The organism is Spirosoma spitsbergense DSM 19989 (genome assembly GCF_000374085.1).
GTDB classification, from domain to species: domain Bacteria; phylum Bacteroidota; class Bacteroidia; order Cytophagales; family Spirosomataceae; genus Spirosoma; species Spirosoma spitsbergense.
On record NZ_KB893592.1, the window covers coordinates 130010 to 150708 of the forward strand.

Genomic DNA, 20699 nt, shown 5'->3' on the forward strand with positions numbered 1-20699 from the left:
CAACACCCCGTTTTGCAGCCGCTAACTCTTATTTATAAATAGCCGTAAGGTCGGTTGTTGCATTCATGAATAAAGGCGTTGCCGAGTGCGCTGTGATAGTCGCTTCGCCCTCAACCCGTTGCAAACTTCGGTTGATAGTGAGTGTGTTATGCACAAAATTGTTATACCTGAATATCTGCCACCGCTGTGAATTCTGCTTACCATTCCATAAATCAACTCCCTTCGACTCCAGCGACTCGTAGTTCTGCATCCCAAAATCCATAGCCCAACGCACGCCGTCGGCTTCCATAATGAATGAGCCAACATCCATGTGCGCATGATTCACGGAAGGACTACCCGCTTTAAGTCCTACATAAATAGCCGATGAATCCGACCAGGAGGACCGCATCAGCGCAACCGGATTACGCCCTTCTCCGACCCAAAAAGTTTGTTCAGGTGCCTTGATATCATTCATACCAATACCGTTACTCCAAAGCATAACGGCAGGAAGCAATCGGTTTCTGACATGTTGTTTCGGAGCTTCATTTATCAACCGGCTACGCTCTACCCAGAGCAGTGAAGGGTTCTTTGTTTTTTTAGCAAACCAGAACATAGCAGGCTGTAACTCGCCCGACAAACCAGAATCAGAGTAGTTAAAGGCGTAGCCCGATGGGCCGGTCATGTTCTCGAGATACCCAGCTGTGTTTAAGAAACCCGGCTTGCCGGTCAGGCCGAAATCCGTTCCAAATGCTTTTTCAATGGCACTGATGAGCATCACGTTGAAGCTTGTTCCATAACCCCAGTAGCTGTAGCCCTCCGGATAAGCCCCATCCGGGCTATAGTCGCCCATTGGTAAAGTAACTGACCCGATGGCGCGATTGATAACACTTTTGGCCAGTTCGGGCTGATCTTCGTAAATAGCCAGCGCCCCATAGGCCATCCCGGCGTTACACACCTGATTCCAATTATGCGTGGCCTTGAGCCAGGAGTTATACTTCGTATCGAACGAAGGCCCGATACCTTTCTTCAGGATGGCTTCTTTTATTGTTAATCGGACCGGTTCAGATAAGTCAGTATAGAGCCAGTCGTAACCGATTGAAACGGCCATAGTCATCTCTGCTACATCCAGGAAGTGTGTTGGATTCCAGTCGCTGAAGGCCGATAAAGCTAACAACTCTTGCTCGGCTCTTGCCCGATATTTTTCCTCATGGGTCATTCGCCAGGCATAGGCCAAATAAAAAAGCCGACGCAATCCTTCCCGGGATTTGTCCAACAGGCGTCTACCAATTTTAATACGTTCCAGCGGAGCGGTATCAATTAGCGCGTCGCTTTCGGTTAGGATTGCCTGATGCAGCTTATTCCAGCTTTTATCCGCTCCAATAGTGCGTTTTATAGCTTCTTCTTCGCCTTTCAGCAACAGTAAACGGGGATGGTCCGGCAGTTTTTTTGTGGCGGCTAAGTAATTGACCTGTGCCAGTGTCGAAAAACCGGACAGCAGAAGAAGGGAAACAAATCGAATGAGCAACGTATTCATAAGGAACGATACGGATAAGGTTTCCCAAAAGCATGTCAGAATACATAAGCCAGAAAGAAAGCAGGTTTACCGCTTGCCCGCTGTTTTCGGTCTGATAAGCAGGTAGACTGGATAACTGACGGCGATGAAGCCAAGTGCGTACAGGCTACTGGAAAAATCGCCAATGATAACGCCCAGTAGAAATAAAATGGACACAATCAGGAGTGTCCAGGTAGAAAAAGGATATCCCCACGCCCGCACGACACGTGGCAGTTCCGGCTCCGTCTGGCGAAGGCGAATCAGGGCCGCAAAGCCCGACGCATAACATAATACAAAGAAAAACGTAGCGATATCGGACAGCTTACCGTAGGTATTCGTCAGAATCATCAGAATAGATGCTCCGGCAGTTAATAGGGTAGCGTTAACAGGTGTGCCTCCTTCGTTTACGCGGGTAACGAACCGAAAAAACAGCCCATCGCGCCCCATGGCAAAAATGACGCGCGGATTGAACATTATCTGGGCATTGATAATACCCATGATGGAAATCATCAGCAGAAAAGTAACAATTTGAGCACTACCTGCACCAAATAGCACCTGTATTGCATCGGCCGCCGGAAGTTTTGAGCCAGCCATTGCCGATACGGGCAGCACATACAGTAGTGCCAGATTAACCAGAATATAGATACCAATAATCAACAGTACGCCACTAATCATGGACCGGGGCAGGTTACGGCCGGGGTCAACGTCCTCTTCGGTGAAGTAAGCGGCTGTATGCCAGCCATCGTAGGTATAAAAAACAGACTGCAAGGCCGCCAGCGCCCCCAGCCAGATACCTCCTTCGGCCAACGGGCGGATGTTATCTACTGTGGCAGCAGGTTTAGTCGGCATTATCACGAAACAGACAACAACAAATGCCAGCAGGCCCACCGCTTTCAGTATACTCATCACCTCCTGCGCGCGGCTAGCCAGCCGCACCCCCACCGAGTGGAAGGCCACGAATGCTACCAGGATTCCAATCGCAACCAGCTTCTGACTATTGGCCGTTGATGGAAACAGCAGAGCCGTGTACTCACTCATTACGGCCGCGCCAAAAGCCATGGCGGATACACTGCCTAACCAGCTACTGATACCAATAATAAACCCGGCATAATTACCAAAAGCGCGCCGGGCATATACGTACCAGGCCCCTACTTTGGGTATCATCGTTCCCAATTCCATAACCGATAGTGAGCCAATCAGGGCGTAAAGTCCCACTGCCAGCCACACCGCAATGATTAGTGTCGGGTTCCCAATGTCCTGCGCAATGGGGCCGGGTTTACGCAAAATCCCCGTACCGACCGTGCCACCAATCGTTACGGCTACGCCAAATCCGACACCTAATAGTTTCTTGAGTTGATGCTGAGCCATAATTCAGGTGACAGGAGAAGGGTGGGTAATGCTGCAATAATAGCGAAAAGTTTGTCGGCTGTTTTGGCCTTCAGCACTTTCTACCCATCCAGACGCGTTTTTCCAGCGTAATATATTCTTCTTTCTGAATACTGTACTTGTATTCCCGCATCGTTTTCGTGTTAGATTGCGGGTAGACGTATCCGGTAGCAGACTTGCACATCCACCCAGGCCCATAACTGCGGTAAAGTTGTTAATCTGCTATTTTTGTACTGGAATTCATGGGTTTTCAAGTTAAATAAATGGCGGAGCGGATAAGTTACGGGAAAACGTGGTGGGGGCAACAGTGGCTTAATGCCCTGACCAGCATTGACATGGCCAATCGACTGCCACGTGGCAAAACGTACGCGAACAAGGGGGCTGTGCAGGGATTACTAATTTCCAACAACCAGATCAGTGCCTCTATCAAGGGGTCGGCTCCCCGGCCTTACAAGGCGAAACTGTCGGTACCGCTTTTTACCGAACAGGAGAAAACATCCCTGCTGACTGAAATTCGGGAGAACCCCGCTATTCTGGCTCAACTCCTGAACCGTCAACTGCCGCCCGAACTAACCGAGTTTACGGTTAAACGGGGTATCAACCTCTTTCCGCGTTCCTTTCGGGATCTGGACATGGGTTGCTCCTGCCCCGATTATGCGGTGCCCTGCAAACACCTCGCAGCCGTCGTTTATATCATTGCCAACGAAATTGACCGAAATCCTTTTCTGGTCTTTCAACTGAAAGGGCTGGATATTCTGGAGGAACTTCAGAAAGATCAGACCACGGCTATTGGCGGCAACATGGGTAACGTTTTTTCATTCAAGGACATCTGCACCGATGAACTGCCTGATGAGGAAGACTGGCAACCCGATGAGAAAGTCCGTGCCCGGCTGGATTTCGCCACCATCCAGCCCCTATCGGAGCAACTACTGAGTCTGCTGGCTACCGATGTTACGTTTGCCAAAAGCGATTTTCACAAATCACTCACCAAAGCCTACAAACTGTTCAGCAAGCCCGCAGATACGATACAACCACTTGCCCAGACAGACCATCCCAGCTTTAGCGACAGCATTGAGCTACAGCTCGATGAGGTGATGGGCATCAAAAAAATCAACATTTTCAGCGAACATGGCGAACCCCGCCCGCTACCTGGTCTAAAAATGAGCGACCTGGCAGGATGGGTTGGTACACTCACCGAAGCCGACTGGCCCGAAATGAGTGATTCTGTCCGGGCGTTGTACCTCACCAATCAATTCTCGGCCGCTTTATTACGGAAAGGGGCGGTTGTGCCGCAGTTGCTGCGCGTTGGACCTGCCGAAGACCAATACCGGGTTCGATGGCTCCCGGCTACGCTGAATGACACAGTCAGGCAACTGACGGATTGGCTGGCCACGCAAATCCCCCCCGATATGCTCACGGTGCGCTGGCAAAAAGAATGGCTGGCCCTGCCAGATGGACAACTGGTACTGACACTCTGCTCGTTGTTTCTGCGCCGGATTATCAAACCTGCTACCATCGAACTCTGGGAACGGTGGCCCCTCGAAGATGCCGACCGCCTGTTTTTCGGGATCGAAACGCTGCGTTTTGAAGGGTTTGGCCGCAAAGAGATGCCACTGGCTATTCAACTCTGGCTGAATGATTTCTTCCTGACCCACAAACGATTTGTACCCATTCTGGCCGTGGAAGATAGCGAACTGGGTGAGGCTTCGTTTGGTGATGAGTTTCGCCTTCGACTGCTCATCCGCGACCGCGAAGCAGCCACCATCAATGGCGCGCCGGACCAACCGATTCCCTTGCCCGAACTACTTACAAAGAAGAAGCACGCACCCATCCGGATGGCCGTGTTGCAGGATTTGCTGGTGCTCTCGCGGCACTTTCCGGATTTGGCTAAACTGACGAAAATAGGTGGCCCGGCTTACCTTACCTACTCTCCGAGTCAGTTTGTTCAGGTTCTGCTCAATACATTGCCCCGGATGCAGTTGCTCGGCATTGCCCTGTGGTTACCGAAGTCCCTGCAACATTGGGTGCGTCCGCAGGTGGGTGGCCGCCTGAAAGCAAAGGTTACGGCAAATAACGCGTTCATGCGGTTAGACGATATGCTCACGTTCGACTGGCAGGTTGCGCTGGGCGACGAGATGGTCAGTATGAGCGAGTTTCAGAAATTAGTAGGACGGTCAACGGGTTTGGTGAAAATTAAAGACCAGTACGTACTCATCGACCCCAATGACCTGACCAAACTATACAGGCAACTAGAAAATCCACCAGAGCTGACTGGTCCCGAGTTGCTCCGGGCCGCATTGTCGGAAGAGTATAAGGGCGGGCGGTTGGGCCTGTCGGAGGAAGTTAGAAAATTAGTCAGGAAGTTCACCGAGAGTGAAGCGCAACCGCTACCAGATGCATTACAGGCTACCTTACGCCCTTATCAACAACGCGGCTACGATTGGCTGGTCAAGAATACCGCACTAGGCATGGGCAGTTTGCTGGCTGACGACATGGGACTGGGCAAGACGTTACAGATCATCGCCCTGCTCCTCAAATTCAGGCAGGAGGGCCGGTTTAAAAAACAGAAGGGGTTAGTTATTTTACCAACAACGCTACTCACCAACTGGCAAAAAGAAATTGACCGATTCGCGCCGGAGCTACAGGCCCGGGTTTATCACGGCTCCACCCGTAAGCTCCCGCCCGAAAAAGATACGTATGACTTACTGCTGACTACCTATGGCGTAGTGCGCTCAGACCTCGATACCCTAAAAAAGATAACCTGGGCGGTCGTTGTTATCGATGAAGCGCAAAACATTAAGAATGCCGATACGGAACAGACAAAAGCGGTGAAAGCCCTGAAATCTCCCGTTCGGATTGCGCTGAGTGGCACCCCTGTCGAAAATAGGCTGTCGGAGTTCTGGAGCATTATGGACTTCGTTAACAAAGGGTATCTGGGTGGTTCGGGTAAGTTCAACGAGGAGTTTGGAAAGCCGATCCAACAGGAGCGCGACCACCAGAAACTTGAACAGTTTCGGCGGGTAACCAGCCCCTTCCTGCTCCGTCGCGTCAAAACTGACAAGACTATCATCAGCGACCTGCCCGATAAAATTGAGACGAATCAGTTTTGCACGCTTACCACCGAACAGGCGGCTCTGTACGAAAGCGTTGTGCAGGAAAGCATCCGGGCCATTGAGCAAAAAGATGGCATTACCCGTCGGGGATTAGTCCTCAAACTCATGACCGCCCTTAAACAGATTGGTAACCACCCGCATCAGTACCTCAAGCGCGGAAATGATGCCCCGGCTATTTCGGGGAAAGCAACGCTCCTGCTCAATCTGCTCGAAAATATTTACGCCAGCCATGAGAAGGTGCTGATTTTTACCCAGTACCGCGAAATGGGTGAGCTACTCTCCCAGTTCATTGAGCATGCATTCGGTACACCACCTCTTTTTCTTCACGGTGGCACCTCTCGTCCCGAGCGCGACCGAATGGTAGAGCAATTTCAAAAAAATCGCTCCGACCATACATTTATCCTTTCCCTCAAAGCGGGTGGTACAGGACTGAATTTGACCCAGGCCAACCACGTCATTCACTACGACCTCTGGTGGAATCCGGCGGTAGAAAGTCAGGCTACCGACCGGGCTTTCCGTATTGGTCAGACCAAAAATGTGCTGGTTTACCGGCTGATGAATCAGGGAACGCTGGAGGAAAAAATTGACGCGATGATCCGTTCCAAACGCGAACTCGCCGACCTTAGCGTGAAGACTGGCGAAACCTGGCTGGGCGATTTGAGCGACGCCGAGTTGAAGGAGCTGGTGAGTTTGGGATGAAATCTGTATCTTTAGTATATGAACACCGGAGTTTTAGAAACCGAAGCCATGCTGCGCCGACTATCGCGGGCCGAGAAAGCGCAGGTTTTGCACTGGATTGTACAGGATTTGGGAGCTGCTTTTCCGGGCATCGAACATATATCTGATTTGGTGGGTGGTGTTGCCTGCGTAGTCCGTACCCGGATTCCGGTATGGCTTTTAGAGCAAACTCGTCGGCTGGGGGCAACCGAAGCTGATTTGTTGCGGGCATACCCCATGCTTCGGGCCGCCGATCTGACTAACGCTTGGGCTTATGTGCAGGCATACCCAGCTGAGATTGATGAAGCCATCGCCGAAAATGATGCCGACTAATGGCACTACTCTTCGCCGACGAGAACTTTCTAATGCCTGCTGTGGTGGTGTTGCGTGAACTCGGCCACGATGTGCAGACACTGCTGGAAATTGGACAAGCTGGACTAGCCGTCCCCGACGATGAAGTTCTTCAGTTGTCAACCTCGTTAAACCGGTGTCTACTTACGCTGAACCGGAAAGATTTCATCAAACTTCACCGGCAATCCTCAAATCATGCGGGCATTATCATCTGTAAGGCCGATGCAGCATTCGCAGCTCTTGCCCACCGAACTCACGTTTGCATACAGCAACAGACGAACTCTCTTACAGGGCAATTGCTTCGCGTACAGCGTTCTACGCTCTAAAACCGGCGAGACCTGGTTGAGTGATGCGGAGTTAAAGGAGTTGGTGAGTCTGGAGTAAAAAAAACACTCATCAGGTAGAGATTAAAATCTTGCCTGATGAGTGACTTAAATCCAATCCTCAACCTTGCAAAAAGGGGAAGGGTAACCGGAAAAGAAGCAGAAAGACTGATGGCGGATATAACAGTGTAAATTTCGGCAGTTGTAGCCTATACACACTTTCCAATTTGGGACATCTTTTGGTGTATTTGGGACATTTTTCGCCCTATACCCACTTAAACAGGCATTTATCCCCTTCCCTTTCTTTCTTCAATGAACTGCGTTGGGGTTTGATTATAAAAGTCCCTGAAGCTTTTAGTGAAGTGCGTAGTTGCTTTAAATCCAACCGCTTCAGCTGTTTCGGTTACATTTTTACCCGCTAATAATAACTCGGCTGCTTTACGAAGTCGGTAATGACGAATCAATTCGTTTGGCACTTCCGTCTGGGTCAGGCTACTTACCTTGCGCTGGAGTGTTTTACGGCTCATAGATAATTTATCTGCCAGCCAGTCGACATTGAGTAGTGTGTTCGAAATGTTTTCATCGATCAGTCTATAAAATTCCTGTAGGAAAGGCTCATGCACAACTCCGGCCGAAATGGGTGTATCCACGTCTGCCAACTGTTGCGAATAATGCTGCCGTAGCTTCTGCTGATGGTCCAGAAGATTACGTAGTCGCAACTGAATCTCCTCCATATGAAAGGGCTTGGTCAGGTATTCATCCGCGCCTTTTTTCAGTCCTGCCATCTTAGTATCCTGAGCGGTTTTAGCCGTCAGCAGGATCACGGCTATATGGTTGGTGACAGGATGGGTTTTGATTCGTTCGGTTAACTCGTATCCATCCATTTTCGGCATCATCAGATCCGAGATAATAATATCGGGTAGTTCTTCCTGTGCTAATCGCCAGCCCTCTTCTCCATCACCAGCACTCAGAACCCGGTACGATCCGGCTAATTCACTGATCACAAATTGTCGTAACTCGTCATTATCTTCAACAACCAGTATCAGCGGTTTACTCGATTCAGCAACGGGTAATCTGTAAGGAGGAATTGATCTTTCTTCATCAGAAAGGTTAACATAACCTGGTTTTATGCCAGGTACCGGTACAGGCAATGCATTCTCGTTGCTCTCTGCTATTAATTCAATGGGCAGTACCAGCGTGAATTGAGTGCCTTCCCTGGGCTTACTGTCTACCGTAACAGTGCCCTGCATCAGTTCAACCAGCTCTTTCACCAGTGCCAGACCAATTCCCGTACCCTCATAGGCACGGGTACGCGAGTCATCGACCTGATAGAAACGGTCAAAAATATGCGGTAACTTCTCGGGGGGAATCCCAATACCGGTGTCGGTAACCGTAACACAAACCAAGAAACGTCCTTCAATTTTATCGGCATCTACGGGTGTCAGCGTTATCGAAACCTGTCCACCCTGCTCCGTGAATTTCACGGCATTCGATAACAGGTTCGTTAAAACCTTTCCCCATTTATCGGCATCGAACAAACCATCTGGTATCGATCCACTAGCCGTGTAAGACAGTCGTACCCCTTTTTGTTCGGCCATCTGCCGGAACGAGTCCACGAGCTGTTCAACAAATTCCGTTGCATTGCCCCGCATTAAAGAAATACCCATTCCACCCGCTTCCAGTTTAGAGAAATCGAGCAACTGGCTAATCAAATGGAGTAGTTTGTCGGCATTTCTCTGAACAAGTCCTAATTTCTGGCGGGTCGATTGATCAAATTTATCTTCACTTAACAGACTCTCGACCGGACCGAGAATCAGTGACAGCGGTGTGCGGAATTCATGCGTAATGTTGGAGAAAAAGCGGCTTTTCATTTCATCAAGCATTTTCAGTTGCTTAGCTTCCCGCTGACTCAATTCCATTTCCTGTTTCTGTCGTATCCGATTCGTATAAAAACGGATATACCCGGCAAGACCACTAACCAGGAAAAGCACATATAATCCATACGCCCACCAGGTAGCCCACCAGGGTGGCTGGATGACGAAATGGATTGCAGCCTCTTTCCGATTCCAGATTCCATCACTATTAGCAGCCTTCACCCGAAACGTATAATCCCCAGGCGCCAGATTTGGATACGTTACGTAGCGCTGATTAACGTTTCTGACCCACTGCTTATCTACACCAACGAGTTGATATGCATACTGATTTTGTTCGGGCAGCACGTACGTTAATGCTGAAAACTCGAACGACAGAAAATTCTCATTGTGTTTCAACACCAGCGTGCTGTCGGTCAATGGTCTGGATTTATCCATTACTTTCAAGCCAGTGATGTAGACCGGGAACGGACGTTTATCACTACAAATCTGGTCTGGATTGAAATACACGACTCCGTTCAGGCTTCCGAAAAAGACATGATTATTGTGCCGAAAGGCCGCATTCTCCAGGAACGTACTACTCAGCAGGCCGTCGTCGATGTCATAGTTAAGAATCGTTTTTGTTCGTGGATCGAGCCGACAAATTCCTTTATTAGTACTGAACCAGATATGACCGGCATTATCGGAAGTAATACTGGCAATGCTGTTACTGGGTAGACCATCGCGGGTGGTAATGGCCGAAAAACGCTCCGTTCGCGGGTCGAACCAGTTTAAACCACCCTGATGCGTACCAACCCAGATAATACCATTATCATCTTCATAAATTGCTCTGACTTCATTGGTATTCAAGTGTCCGGCTCCTCCAGCAACGTACTGGGTGAATCGGCCCGTTTCAGGATTCAGTCGGCATACACCGTATCGGGATACCAGCACCCATACGTCGCCGGTTTGGCTAACGATCAGTCCGGCAATGTACTTATCGGGTAACCCATTTTTACTCCCCCGTTTGTAGGTATAATACCGGTAGTGATGCGTACGACTATCGAACGAAGCAATGCCTCCGTCTCCGGCAATCCAGACAGGTCCGCCTTTTCGATGGCCGATCAACTCGACGTGTACACTGTCTGACGGGAGTTTAAGGTACTTATCTGTTGCATAATCCAGGTAATAGAGGTTGTTCCAGCTACCTGCCCACATCCCTTCTGACCCATTTGGAAACAGCGTATGTATGTAGTTTCTCGTCTGATCTGGTTCGGGTGGCAGATTCTCCAGTCGATTAGTCTGCAAATTGACCCGATATACGGTTCGCTCATTGGTAAACCATAGGCGATTGAGACTGTCGACCAGTAAGCTCCTTACTTTATTGGCCGACAGGTTAACGGTACTGGTATTAGGTATTATCTGATAGGACAGGAACGGTTTGTTGGGCGCAGTTTCGCGATCAATGCCATTGTCAGTACCGACCCACATTATTCCCGCCCGATCATGGTAAACAGCCTGCGCATTATTACTGCTGATTCCCCTTCTGTTAGTAGGGTCAGGATGGTACGTAAAAACGGTGTGGTTCGCTGGATCTATCCGCTGCAACCCGTTCGTTGTACCCACCCAAACAGCTCCTGCCGTACCCTTGTGGATTGAATTTAAATAAACATAGGGATTGATCTGTCCGCCCGGATTATAGGCGATTAGTTGAAAAGGCTCACGACGCAGATCGATCTGAAATAACCCATGCCCGGCCGTACCCAACCAAAGGGTATTTCGATCATCCATATAAAACGAAATGAATGTAGGCTGGGGTTCATTCTCTACGGGGGCCGATACCAGCGTGAACCTACCCGTCGCCCGGTCAAACAGATACAATCCCCGCAATGTAGCTACCCAAAACCGATGTTGCCGATCCTCGAAAACGGTCTTAACGGGCATGTCGGGTTGGGGTGATGGATACAGGACGAAATGATGGGTATCCGGATCGTAGCGAGCTAATCCGCCAAACGTACCCAGCCATAGAATACCCTGCTTATCTTCATAGATGGAGTGTTGATTGTTCCATCGCCCCGTGTTTCTGGCCCAGATTGGATGGGGCGTAATCTGACCTGTTTTCTTATTAATTTCGTGCAACCCTCCCCCTTCCGTTACAGCCCAAAGGCGGCTTTTCCGGTCTTCGCACAAACCAGAAATCACGTTATTCTGCAAACTCTGGTTTGGGTTGTTTAAGTCGGCCTGTAAAACAGTGAATTTATAGCCATCATATTTATCCAGCCCATCATTGGTACCAAACCAGATGTAGCCTTCCCGATCCTGAAGAATACAGTTTACTGAATTATTAGAAAGGCCGTCTTTAACAGACAAGTGTTCGAAATTATTACTTTTTGCCAACGAAAAAGCCGCGCTCAGGCTATCAGAACGATAGTACTGGGCGAAGCTTTTTGTAAAACAAACCAGTAAAAATATGATCAGATAATAGCGCACGGGACATTTATCAATACCACAAATTTGCCGGCAACCGTTATTGACTTCAACTAGCCGGCAAATTTAGTGCTCATCAATTGACCACTAGCCAGTAATTTACACTTTTTTCGGGTCAGGATGCGTCCAGGGATCACGATACGCACGAGCGAGGAGTTTGGTGGCTTCTTTATCACCAACGACTTCACGCTTTTGGGGGTCGTACACCATTGGGCGACCTGTTTTCATGGACATATTAGCCAAAATGCAACTGGACGTTGAAATATGTCCTTCTTCAATATCCGCTACCGGGCGGCTCTGCTTATCGATGGCATCCAGAAAGTTGAGCATATGCAGCCGGGTAGCCGGAGCGGCATTCAGCTCAATTTTTGGATTGGTCGGTTCGGTCAGGTCCTCCGGATATTTTTCCTTCTCATACAACACATCGAAGTGAATCTTCTCGCCCTTACCTTCTGGAATAAAGTCGGCCTGCATGGTACTGGCCCATAGTGTACCTTTTTCACCATAGAGCGTAAAGGACCAGGGATAATCAGGGTTATTGGCTGTTCCCCAGGTTTTATGATGCCATATGCAGTTTAGTTCATCATATTCAAACACCGCCGACTGGGTATCGGAAATATTCGATTTGCCTTCTTTCTGAACATAAATGCCCCCTGTTGAGCTAATGCGTTTCGGCCAGCCAAGCTTCAGCATCCAGCGAACCGTGTCGAACATGTGAACGCACATATCACCGGTTATCCCATTTCCATATTCCATAAATGTCCGCCACCACCGTACGTGTGGCAGACCATCGTAAGGCCGGAGGGGGGCAGGACCCGTCCACATATTATAATCCAGGAAGTCAGGAATAGCCTGTACGGGCGGATTACCGTTGTTGCGCATATGAAGGTCACAGGCCATTTCTACATGGGATATTTTACCCAGCAGACCGGCATCCACAATTTTCTTTTTGGCTTCAATCAGGTGGGGCGTACTTTTTCGCTGGGTACCTACCTGCACCACTTTATTGTATTTTCGAGCGGCCGCCACCATCGCTTCTCCTTCCATCACATCCACACTAATTGGCTTTTGTACGTATACGTTGGCACCCGCTTTGACGGCGTCAATCATTTGAAGGGCGTGCCAGTGATCGGGAGTACCAATGAGGACAATATCCATCTCATTTTCGGCCAGCATCTTCTGGTAATCTCCGTATAGTTTTGGCGTTTTACCTGACTTCTGCCGCTGACTCACCAGTTTGGCGGCATCGGCCAGCATATTTTTGTCCACGTCACACAAAGCGACTACCTCTACCGGAGCGACCTGAATCAGGCGAAACAAGTCACTTTTACCGTACCAGCCCGTTCCAATCAGGCCGACACGCATGGTTTTAGCCGGATGAATAAGGTCCATTCCTCTGGCTCCAAACGTTGAAAGGGCAAGCGTGGCTGTAGTACCCTGTAAAAAGCGACGACGGTTAATATTGAACAGTTCCATGAAAATTGGGGATTACAGGCTCAGAGCCAGGATTTAGGTAATGAATTCAGTTTAAGAGTGCCAGTACTGCTTCGTCGCCCACAACGGCATCAGCCGGGCGTGGATGTTCGGAGGTGAATACCTGCAAGTCGGTCGGTGTAAGTATTTTATTGGGTGTCTCGTCAATTTTTCCGTCTTTCAGTACACGGTTCAAATCCAGTTTCAGGTATTCGGCCAGAAACCGATAGGCGGCCGCGCGTTTACTGGGGCCATAATCATGACCTTCGTTGGGCAGATGAACGTTTTTAACCCGGTCTTTTGCGCCGTAATAACCATAGATGTTTTGAACGTAGGGAAACTCTACTTCCGGCGTATGCCTGGTCCAGTCTTTCCCGTCTGAAATGAGCAGCATGGGCCGCGGAGCTGCCAGTGCTGCTAGTTCAACATTACTGGCTTGATGAGTAGGGCGTTTGTGAATGGGCATCCCACTTTCGCAAACGCATCCGCCAAAAAAATACGACGATACCATCACTACCGGCACCGACACTTTCACCCGTGAATCGAGGGCCGTCAGCAAAAAGGTTTGCGTTCCCCCGCCCGACTCGCCCGATACACCAATGCGGGTCGTATCCACTTCGGGTAAGCTGGTCAGAAAATCCAGGGAGCGGATGCCGTTAAGGGCTTGTAGCGTCAACGCTTTGGAGATTTTATGGTCGCACTGTTTAGAATCACCATAGCCAAGCATGTCGTAGACGAAGACCACTGCCCCCATACGGGCCAGCGTAGCGCAACGCTGCTGAGCCTGTTCCAGAAAACGGGCATCCTGATTTGGCGCATGACCGTGTGGGCAAAGAATTCCAGCCGCTTTGCCGGTAGCATTTATGGGTCGATACAGATTACCCGTTACAAAAAGCCCCGGCAAACTCTCGAACGCTACATTCTCCACCGTGTAGCCATCCATGGTCCGAAGGCTGTGCCGAATGGGTTTAAGCGGAGCAAATTGGGGCCTGGCCGGCAACTGCATACCCTCTCGTATTCCCTTCCGAATCAGCGAAGCCCGGGCTTCCCAACTCGCCTTATCGTGGTAGGTGCTGGCAAATGTCTGCAATGCCTTAGCGCCTTCTTCTTCCGTAAAATACGCCCCCTGACATAAGTCAGGCCGGTCGGGGTTAGGCTGGGCTATGGCGCTGGCTATGCCTATGATGTAACAGATAATACCGCTTTTAATCGTCATAGTTCCTTCAGTAGAATTGACTTATTCGCCAACCTTATCGAGGTCGGCCAGCGTCCAGGCTCTGGTGCGTCCGGTAGTTTGTTCCCGGATTCTTTTTACGTCTTCAGGCTGCACAAAGGGTTTATAACTACGACGTTTTACCATTTCCGGTGGTGGTCCGCTACCCGTTGGCTGCGTACCCGCCGGACGTACGTAAGGAGGAAAATTCCCCGTATAGCCAAACTCATAGCGGATATAGCTAAGCACGGAGGCAATCCATTCGTCATCGTTGGCACTCATGGACGGCATTACATCGGGATACGTTTTTTCATCTACCGGTCCGGAAAGGCCATTCAGCAAAATCTTAATGAGCACATCCTTATCGCCCACAACCCGTTTCGATGCAAACAAGGGGGGGGCTACCATGCTACTACCCCCTACAGCCATCCCTTTGCCATCGGGCCCGTGACAGGTAGCGCACAGGGTTTTGAAGGTATTGGCCCCCGCCAGTACCCGGTTTCGGTCAGTGGGTTCGAGTCGGCCAAGTCGTGAGCCGTAGGTTTTGACCGCATCGTTTTTCAGCAGGCTTTTTTGCGTACTGGCCAGCATTTCGTTTCCAGCATTCTGTTCAATCAGTTCAGCGGCCAGCGCATGGGCAGCAGGCGACTTGCTCTGATGCAGGGAGAGCACCAGCTGAGTTCTAACATCGTAGCTGGGGTCGCTTTTCAACTCCCGCAGCTTATCGATCATCTGGCTGTCACCCTGTTTTACGTACCGTTCGCCAATCCAGACCGCAGCCCGGCGCAGTTGCGGGTCCTCATCTTTCATCACCTGAAACAGCAGGTCTTTATCGATAGCGTCCAATCCTTCCAGCGTCCACAGAGCATGCAACCGACCCAGCGCATTTGTCTTACCAGTCACAATCTGTTTAAGGGTTGGAACAACCGATTTATCGCCCAGAATAACGAGTTGCTTTTGGGCATTATCACGCCACCAGCCGTTTGGATGGTTCAGGTAGGTAACCAGTTTGCTGGCGGGCTCGTCGAGCATATGGGGCATAGGGCCGGGCTTCATGCCATCGTGTACCAATCGATAGATGCGCCCGTGCTGCACGTTTTTGTCCAGCCCCAGCCGTTTAATCTGTGGGCGGAGGTAAGAGCCTTCGGGTGTCCATTGTGACTCCTGAATGATGCCCCGGTTCATATCCACGATGTACAGGCAGCCGTCAGGCCCGGTGTAGGTGTTGACCGGCCGAAAATTCATATCGGTCGACGCAATGAACTCCTGTTGCTTATAGGCGTTTTCGAGTGTTAGCTTCCCGTTGGTGTTAATGACTTTAGCCCGCCGGATAATCCGGGCGACCGGTTCCCCAATCAGGTAATCGCCTACCAAATCAGCCGGGAGCTTATCCCCCCGAAAAATAGATTGCCCATTGCTGGCCGTAAAATGATTCAGCGTGCTGTCAGGCAAGCGTAGCCGGTTCAGTCCACCCTGAATGTCGGGGGTTGTCATAATTGGCCAGACAGCGGTGAACTCCTCCGAATATTGATCCGGGAATTCAAGCGCACCATACACCGGGTTTATCTGAAAGCCGGATGCCGGAATTTCACCCCCGGCCCGCGAGAAGAACAAACGACCGTAGTTATCGTGCGTCAGTCCCCATTGCCCATTCGAGCCGCTAGCCAGTGTATCTGCCTGCAATACGCCATTTTTGTACCGGAATCGTACCGGATCAACCGTTACATAAATCCAGTTGTCAAGGTTCCAGTCGAGGCCGCTTCGCTGGTGTTCGAGGTTACCGGGGGCTTTTTTACCTATCTGGTAAACAGACCTTTTTGCATCAGCCACGCCATCACCGTTGGTATCTTTATAACTCCAGATATCGTAGGTATCGGTTTCGTTGACCAGCAGTTCGTGGTCGACACACAGCAACATCCGGGGCAGCAACAGCTTGTCGATGAAGACGGAGCTTTTATCCATTTTTCCGTCGTTATCCGTGTCTTCGAGCAACATCACCCGGCTGATGGGGGCATGTTCATTCGTACCATCCACATCCTGCATGTAGGTATCCATTTCGGCCACATACATTTTGGCATTACCATCCCAGGCGATGGCCACCGGCTCCCGAATCATGGGATCACTGGCTACCAGTTCCATGTGATAGCCTTTTGGCACCCGGAATGACCGCAGACTTTGCTCCGGTGTTAACTGAGCCGGTGATGGATTGACCGTGAAAGCGGGAACGGTATCGACCTGATGTGAAACATGTTGGGTGTTCTGACCGGCAGATTGACTGGTTCGCTGAGCAACCTGACAGGTAACAACCAGCATGGAGACTACAAGTAACCCCGGTAGCCAAAAGGTCTGTTTCATAGGTTTAGGTATAAGCTAAAATCAAAAGATGATTTTAGGAAACTCTTACTCCATACGAAGACTTAACCCGTCACAAAATTTAACTTATCGCGGAATGTCACCCCGTTTCAGCGCTTTTACAGCATAATCGGCAGCACGGGCGGAGAGTGCCATATAGGTTAATGACGGATTCTGGCAGGGGGAAGAGGTCATGCAGGCCCCATCGGTACAGAACACGTTTTTTACGCTGTGATGCTGGTTGAATTTATTGAAAACTGAATTTCCCGGGCTGGTCCCCATGCGGGCCGTTCCCATTTCGTGAATACTCAGTCCCGGATGTGCCTGTGCATCGAAACCTTTGATGTTTGAGAAACCCGCTTTTTCCAGCATCTGCATGGCCTGATCGTGGGCATCACGTCGCATCATCGTTTCATTCTCGCGGTAGTGAACATCCATTTTCAGCACGGGTTGCCCCCATTTATCCTTACTCTCACTGGTGAGATACACCCGATTATCTTCATACGGCATACACTCGCCAAACGCATCGAGCGTAATTTTCCACGTACCAAACTGGGTGGCTTTTTCCTTAAAATCGGCACCAAAACCGTCTTCCCCGTAGGCGTGCTCCCAGTTTTCGCGGTTGGTGTACACCTCAAACCCATAGCCTCGTTTGAACGCCTGTTTTTCCTGACCCGCCAGGTTTCGGAAACGGGGAATGTACAACCCCGCCGGATGCCGACCGTAATAGTACTTATCCAGATCATGGTCATAGTCCGCCCGCGCCCCGACGTGGAAATGGTGATCCATTACATTACGCCCCAATTGCCCGCTATCGTCCATGCCGTTCGGAAAACGGCTGGATGTAGAGTTCATCAGGATATAGGTAGACCCCAGGGCGGAAGCATTCAGGAAAATAAGGCTGGCATTGAACTCGTGCCATTCATGCGTTTGCTCATCAATAACCCGAACGCCCGTTGCCCGGCCTGTTTTCTCGTCATAGCTAATAGAATTAACAATGGAATGAGGCCGGACTGTAAGCCGTTTAGTTCGGCGGGCAGCGGGCAGGGTAGCCGACTGCGTACTGAAATACGCGCCGTATGGGCATCCGCGCATACACAAGTTCCGGTACTGGCATTTTGCCCGGCCCAGGTTCATTTGTTCCTGCGTGGGCGCAGTGAGGTGGGCCGCCCGTGCCGAAATCACTTTCCGATCTGGAAACTGGTTATTTACCGATTTCCGAAAGTGTGATTCTACGCAGTTATCGGGCATGGCGGGCTGAAACTGACCATCGGGCAGGTGCGACAATCCATCCCGATCTCCGGCGATACCGGCAAACTTCTCTACATAATCGTACCAGGGTGCAATGTCTTTGTACCGAATAGGCCAGTCGGTGGCGATACCGTCTTTGGCGTTGGCCTCGAAATCAAGGTCCGAGAACCGAAACGAATACCGTCCCCACATCAGCGACCGGCCACCCAAATGATAGCCCCGAATCCAGTCGAACGGCTTTTCTTCGACATAGGGATTATCCAGATCATTGACAAATTGCTGGTGCGTGGCTTCCGTAATGGTGAAGCCTGTCCGGTTCTGCACGGGGTAGTTTTTCAATACATCCAGCGGCATAGCCTGATTATGGTGTGGGAACTGCCAGGGGTCCATGGTGGCTGTGTGGTAATCCGTAACATGTTCAATCATGCGTCCCCGTTCCAGCAGCAGCACGTTCAGCCCTTTCTCGCACAGTTCCTTCGCCGACCAGCCACCGCTAATGCCTGACCCAACAACAATAGCATCAAATTTCTTTCCGGATGGAATGGATGGGTAATTAGAGGTTTTGGAATGGCTCATGGTAAGGGGTTTTTATAAAAACGATGAGAAAGCAGAAATTCGAATTAATTATTTTCTACAATAGCCTCACCTGCCGCGACATCCTTGACACAGTCTTGATAACGGGCTCATAACGCTGCCCGTTTCTGCCGGAAACATCAAAGTCTCTTGAAGTGAATGATGATTGTCCAAATACCCGAATAAGGATAGGCGAAAATACTACGGTTGCCGGGGAGTTTGGTTTTTTGCCGGCTCCGGCGATATTCGGCTAGGGCGGTTGAAACCGTCCCGATACCGGTTGCGCAATTGCTGAATAGTATTGATCAGGTCATAGTCTTCGGCCTTGAGCAGGAACTCATCATCCAGGTCGCAGAAGTCGAAAAAGCGGTCTATTTCATCCGCCTTCATATCGGTCGATTGCTCGGTCAGTAACCGAAAGCGTTCGAGGGCCAGGGCGTGTCGTCGATCCTGCTGCATAATGAAATAGGCTTTCCGGTCCGATTTGGGTCGTTTTCCAAACATTTCATACAGCAGCGTTACACCCGCGCCATCAGCCAGGCGGTCGAAGGTTTGCTCACCGGTTACTTTTTTCGAGGCAACCGGTTCATCGAGAATTTGTTTGATTTCCCGTTTTACTTCCTCGTATCGCTTTCCGGTCACGGTCACTTCGTCCAGTTCCACTACGCGGTATGGCATGGGGGGCAATGCTTTCGCAATAATGGTCGGGTTATTGGAACCATCGTATTTAATACCCGTGCGGTTGTAAAGCTGACTGGTAATGATCAGCGAGTCGCCGGGTTGAACAGTCATGAAAAAACGCCCGCTTTCGTTCGTACGACCGCGCTGCCGGGTACGCTGATTAATGACTATCACTTTGTTGACCGCCGATTTAGTTGTCTGGTCGATAACGGTTCCCACCACGTATTTCCCCTGTGCCCACGCGCTGCCCGACCAGCTTAGTAAACCGGCAAGAGAGAGCAGGAAAAACGATTTTTGGGGCATAGCAAGGAGGTGGTTGAAACTGTTTTTTATCATGTCTCGTTCGTCGGGCCGGGTTTCTGGAGCCATGACAAAAAACAAAAATACGGTTTTTGCGCGTTTGCTATTCTTAAAAATCCTTAACCAGTCCCTGTATGCGATCGAGGGTAATATCCGTAAAATCAGGCGCTACATCATCCACAAAAGAATACAGCTCATCCGGTGTCTGGGTCGTGGCCATGCCCACGACGGTAGCCCCCGATGCTTTAGCAGCCTGAATGCCCGTCATCGAATCCTCAAAAATGACGCAGTCTGCTGGCTCAACGCCGAGCATTTCCATCGCTTTCTCATAGATTTCTGGGTCAGGTTTAGGATGCCTGACCATACTTTCGTTCAACAGAGCATCGAAATAGGAACGAATGTCGAGCGTATCCATAACGAAGTCAAGATTTTCGGCCGGGGCCGATGTGGCTACAGCCAGTTTCAAACCAGCTTCTCTCAGGGCTTCAAGAAAGGGAATAAGACCGGCCACGGGCGTAATATCCGGTTGGTAAATTTCCCGGAACAACGCTTCCTTTTCATGGCTGAGTCGGTGAACTTCCTCCGGCGTTAAAGTCTGACCGGCAAACAGATGAGCCACAATATCGGCGTTGTGTTTACCCGAAACGTGTTGCACAAAATCGGCATCGCTCAGGAATTTTCCATTGCGCTGGTAGTACTCCCGCCATGCGGTCCGGTGGTGTGGGTTGGTGTCCACCAATACCCCATCCATATCAAAAATTACAGCTTTTATTTTATGGTCATTCATGGTCATTTGCTTTACGTCATTGATTATCATTTGCTTCGCGTCATTTATTGTCATTTATCCCCAAACAATGGTTCGTCAATTTTTAGGGATATGAAAAAGGCGTGTTAGTTTTGGGTATCTGACATCCAAACCAAACAACGCCTTTATGCAAGGACCAGCCCTACTGAGTACAATAGTAGCTAACCTGCCCGATTTGACCAAACCCCGTCGGCAATTTATACACCACATTCTGATGCTGTTTTTGAGTGTTCGTCACCGAATCAACTTTCTGCAATTGGCTCGCCACAGCGACCAGTATGCCGAAAATACCA

12 protein-coding genes are annotated in these 20699 nt (G+C 50.1%); 3 read left to right on the plus strand and 9 right to left on the minus strand.

Annotated elements, in window-relative coordinates:
• Positions 1–28 precede the first annotated feature (28 nt).
• Both B157_RS36210 and B157_RS0129210 read right to left on the minus strand, forming a co-directional pair.
• On the minus strand, positions 29–1513 hold the full coding sequence (locus B157_RS36210; RefSeq protein WP_020606857.1) for a heparinase II/III domain-containing protein: 1485 nt from the start codon (positions 1511–1513) through the stop codon (positions 29–31).
• Positions 1514–1579: 66 nt separating this feature from the next.
• Positions 1580–2899 carry an APC family permease gene (locus tag B157_RS0129210; RefSeq protein WP_020606858.1) on the minus strand — a complete coding sequence of 440 codons (1320 nt, stop codon included), beginning with the start codon at positions 2897–2899 and terminating at the stop codon, positions 1580–1582.
• 281 nt (positions 2900–3180) lie between these two features.
• Here B157_RS0129210 and B157_RS0129215 point away from each other — a divergent pair, with 281 nt between their 5' ends.
• Genes B157_RS0129215 through B157_RS0129225 form a run of 3 tightly spaced genes read left to right on the plus strand, consistent with a single transcriptional unit; the run spans position 3181 to position 7424 of the window.
• Positions 3181–6729: a DEAD/DEAH box helicase gene (locus B157_RS0129215; RefSeq protein ID WP_020606859.1), complete on the plus strand. Its 3549-nt coding sequence runs from the start codon at positions 3181–3183 to the stop codon at positions 6727–6729.
• Positions 6730–6747: 18 nt separating this feature from the next.
• Entirely contained in the window at positions 6748–7080 is a 333-nt protein-coding gene (locus tag B157_RS0129220) for a DUF433 domain-containing protein (RefSeq protein ID WP_020606860.1), read from the plus strand.
• Entirely contained in the window at positions 7080–7424 is a 345-nt protein-coding gene (locus B157_RS0129225) for a DUF5615 family PIN-like protein (protein ID WP_020606861.1), read from the plus strand. The genes B157_RS0129220 and B157_RS0129225 overlap by 1 nt, the downstream gene beginning before the upstream one ends.
• Positions 7425–7708: 284 nt before the next feature.
• Here B157_RS0129225 and B157_RS0129230 read toward each other — a convergent pair whose 3' ends face one another.
• From B157_RS0129230 to B157_RS0129260, 7 genes are all read right to left on the minus strand, one after another.
• A complete protein-coding gene (locus tag B157_RS0129230; RefSeq protein ID WP_245565327.1) occupies positions 7709–11641 on the minus strand; it encodes a two-component regulator propeller domain-containing protein in 3933 nt (1310 codons plus the stop codon).
• 216 nt (positions 11642–11857) lie between these two features.
• Positions 11858–13234 carry a Gfo/Idh/MocA family protein gene (locus B157_RS0129235; RefSeq protein WP_020606863.1) on the minus strand — a complete coding sequence of 459 codons (1377 nt, stop codon included), beginning with the start codon at positions 13232–13234 and terminating at the stop codon, positions 11858–11860.
• 46 nt (positions 13235–13280) lie between these two features.
• Positions 13281–14447 carry an alpha/beta hydrolase family protein gene (locus B157_RS0129240; RefSeq protein ID WP_020606864.1) on the minus strand — a complete coding sequence of 389 codons (1167 nt, stop codon included), beginning with the start codon at positions 14445–14447 and terminating at the stop codon, positions 13281–13283.
• A gap of 21 nt (positions 14448–14468) precedes the next feature.
• Positions 14469–16799: a DUF7133 domain-containing protein gene (locus tag B157_RS0129245; RefSeq protein WP_020606865.1), complete on the minus strand. Its 2331-nt coding sequence runs from the start codon at positions 16797–16799 to the stop codon at positions 14469–14471.
• 84 nt (positions 16800–16883) lie between these two features.
• Positions 16884–18623 (minus strand): GMC oxidoreductase, encoded by a 1740-nt coding sequence (locus tag B157_RS0129250; protein ID WP_020606866.1) that lies wholly within the window; start codon positions 18621–18623, stop codon positions 16884–16886.
• 198 nt (positions 18624–18821) lie between these two features.
• On the minus strand, positions 18822–19604 hold the full coding sequence (locus B157_RS0129255) for a hypothetical protein (protein WP_026309048.1): 783 nt from the start codon (positions 19602–19604) through the stop codon (positions 18822–18824).
• Between the two features lie 106 nt (positions 19605–19710).
• Positions 19711–20373 carry an HAD family hydrolase gene (locus B157_RS0129260; RefSeq protein ID WP_026309049.1) on the minus strand — a complete coding sequence of 221 codons (663 nt, stop codon included), beginning with the start codon at positions 20371–20373 and terminating at the stop codon, positions 19711–19713.
• Positions 20374–20699: the final 326 nt, after the last annotated feature.

Excerpts from the sequence above, each read along its gene's own strand:
- B157_RS36210 (WP_020606857.1), bottom strand. The coding sequence starts at position 1,513 with ATGAATACGTTGCTCATTCGATTTGTTTCCCTTCTTCTGCTGTCCGGT.
- B157_RS0129210 (WP_020606858.1), bottom strand. The coding sequence starts at position 2,899 with ATGGCTCAGCATCAACTCAAGAAACTATTAGGTGTCGGATTTGGCGTA.
- B157_RS0129215 (WP_020606859.1), top strand. The coding sequence starts at position 3,181 with ATGGCGGAGCGGATAAGTTACGGGAAAACGTGGTGGGGGCAACAGTGG.
- B157_RS0129220 (WP_020606860.1), top strand. The coding sequence starts at position 6,748 with ATGAACACCGGAGTTTTAGAAACCGAAGCCATGCTGCGCCGACTATCG.
- B157_RS0129225 (WP_020606861.1), top strand. The coding sequence starts at position 7,080 with ATGGCACTACTCTTCGCCGACGAGAACTTTCTAATGCCTGCTGTGGTG.
- B157_RS0129235 (WP_020606863.1), bottom strand. The coding sequence starts at position 13,234 with ATGGAACTGTTCAATATTAACCGTCGTCGCTTTTTACAGGGTACTACA.
- B157_RS0129240 (WP_020606864.1), bottom strand. The coding sequence starts at position 14,447 with ATGACGATTAAAAGCGGTATTATCTGTTACATCATAGGCATAGCCAGC.
- B157_RS0129245 (WP_020606865.1), bottom strand. The coding sequence starts at position 16,799 with ATGAAACAGACCTTTTGGCTACCGGGGTTACTTGTAGTCTCCATGCTG.
- B157_RS0129250 (WP_020606866.1), bottom strand. The coding sequence starts at position 18,623 with ATGAGCCATTCCAAAACCTCTAATTACCCATCCATTCCATCCGGAAAG.
- B157_RS0129255 (WP_026309048.1), bottom strand. The coding sequence starts at position 19,604 with ATGCCCCAAAAATCGTTTTTCCTGCTCTCTCTTGCCGGTTTACTAAGC.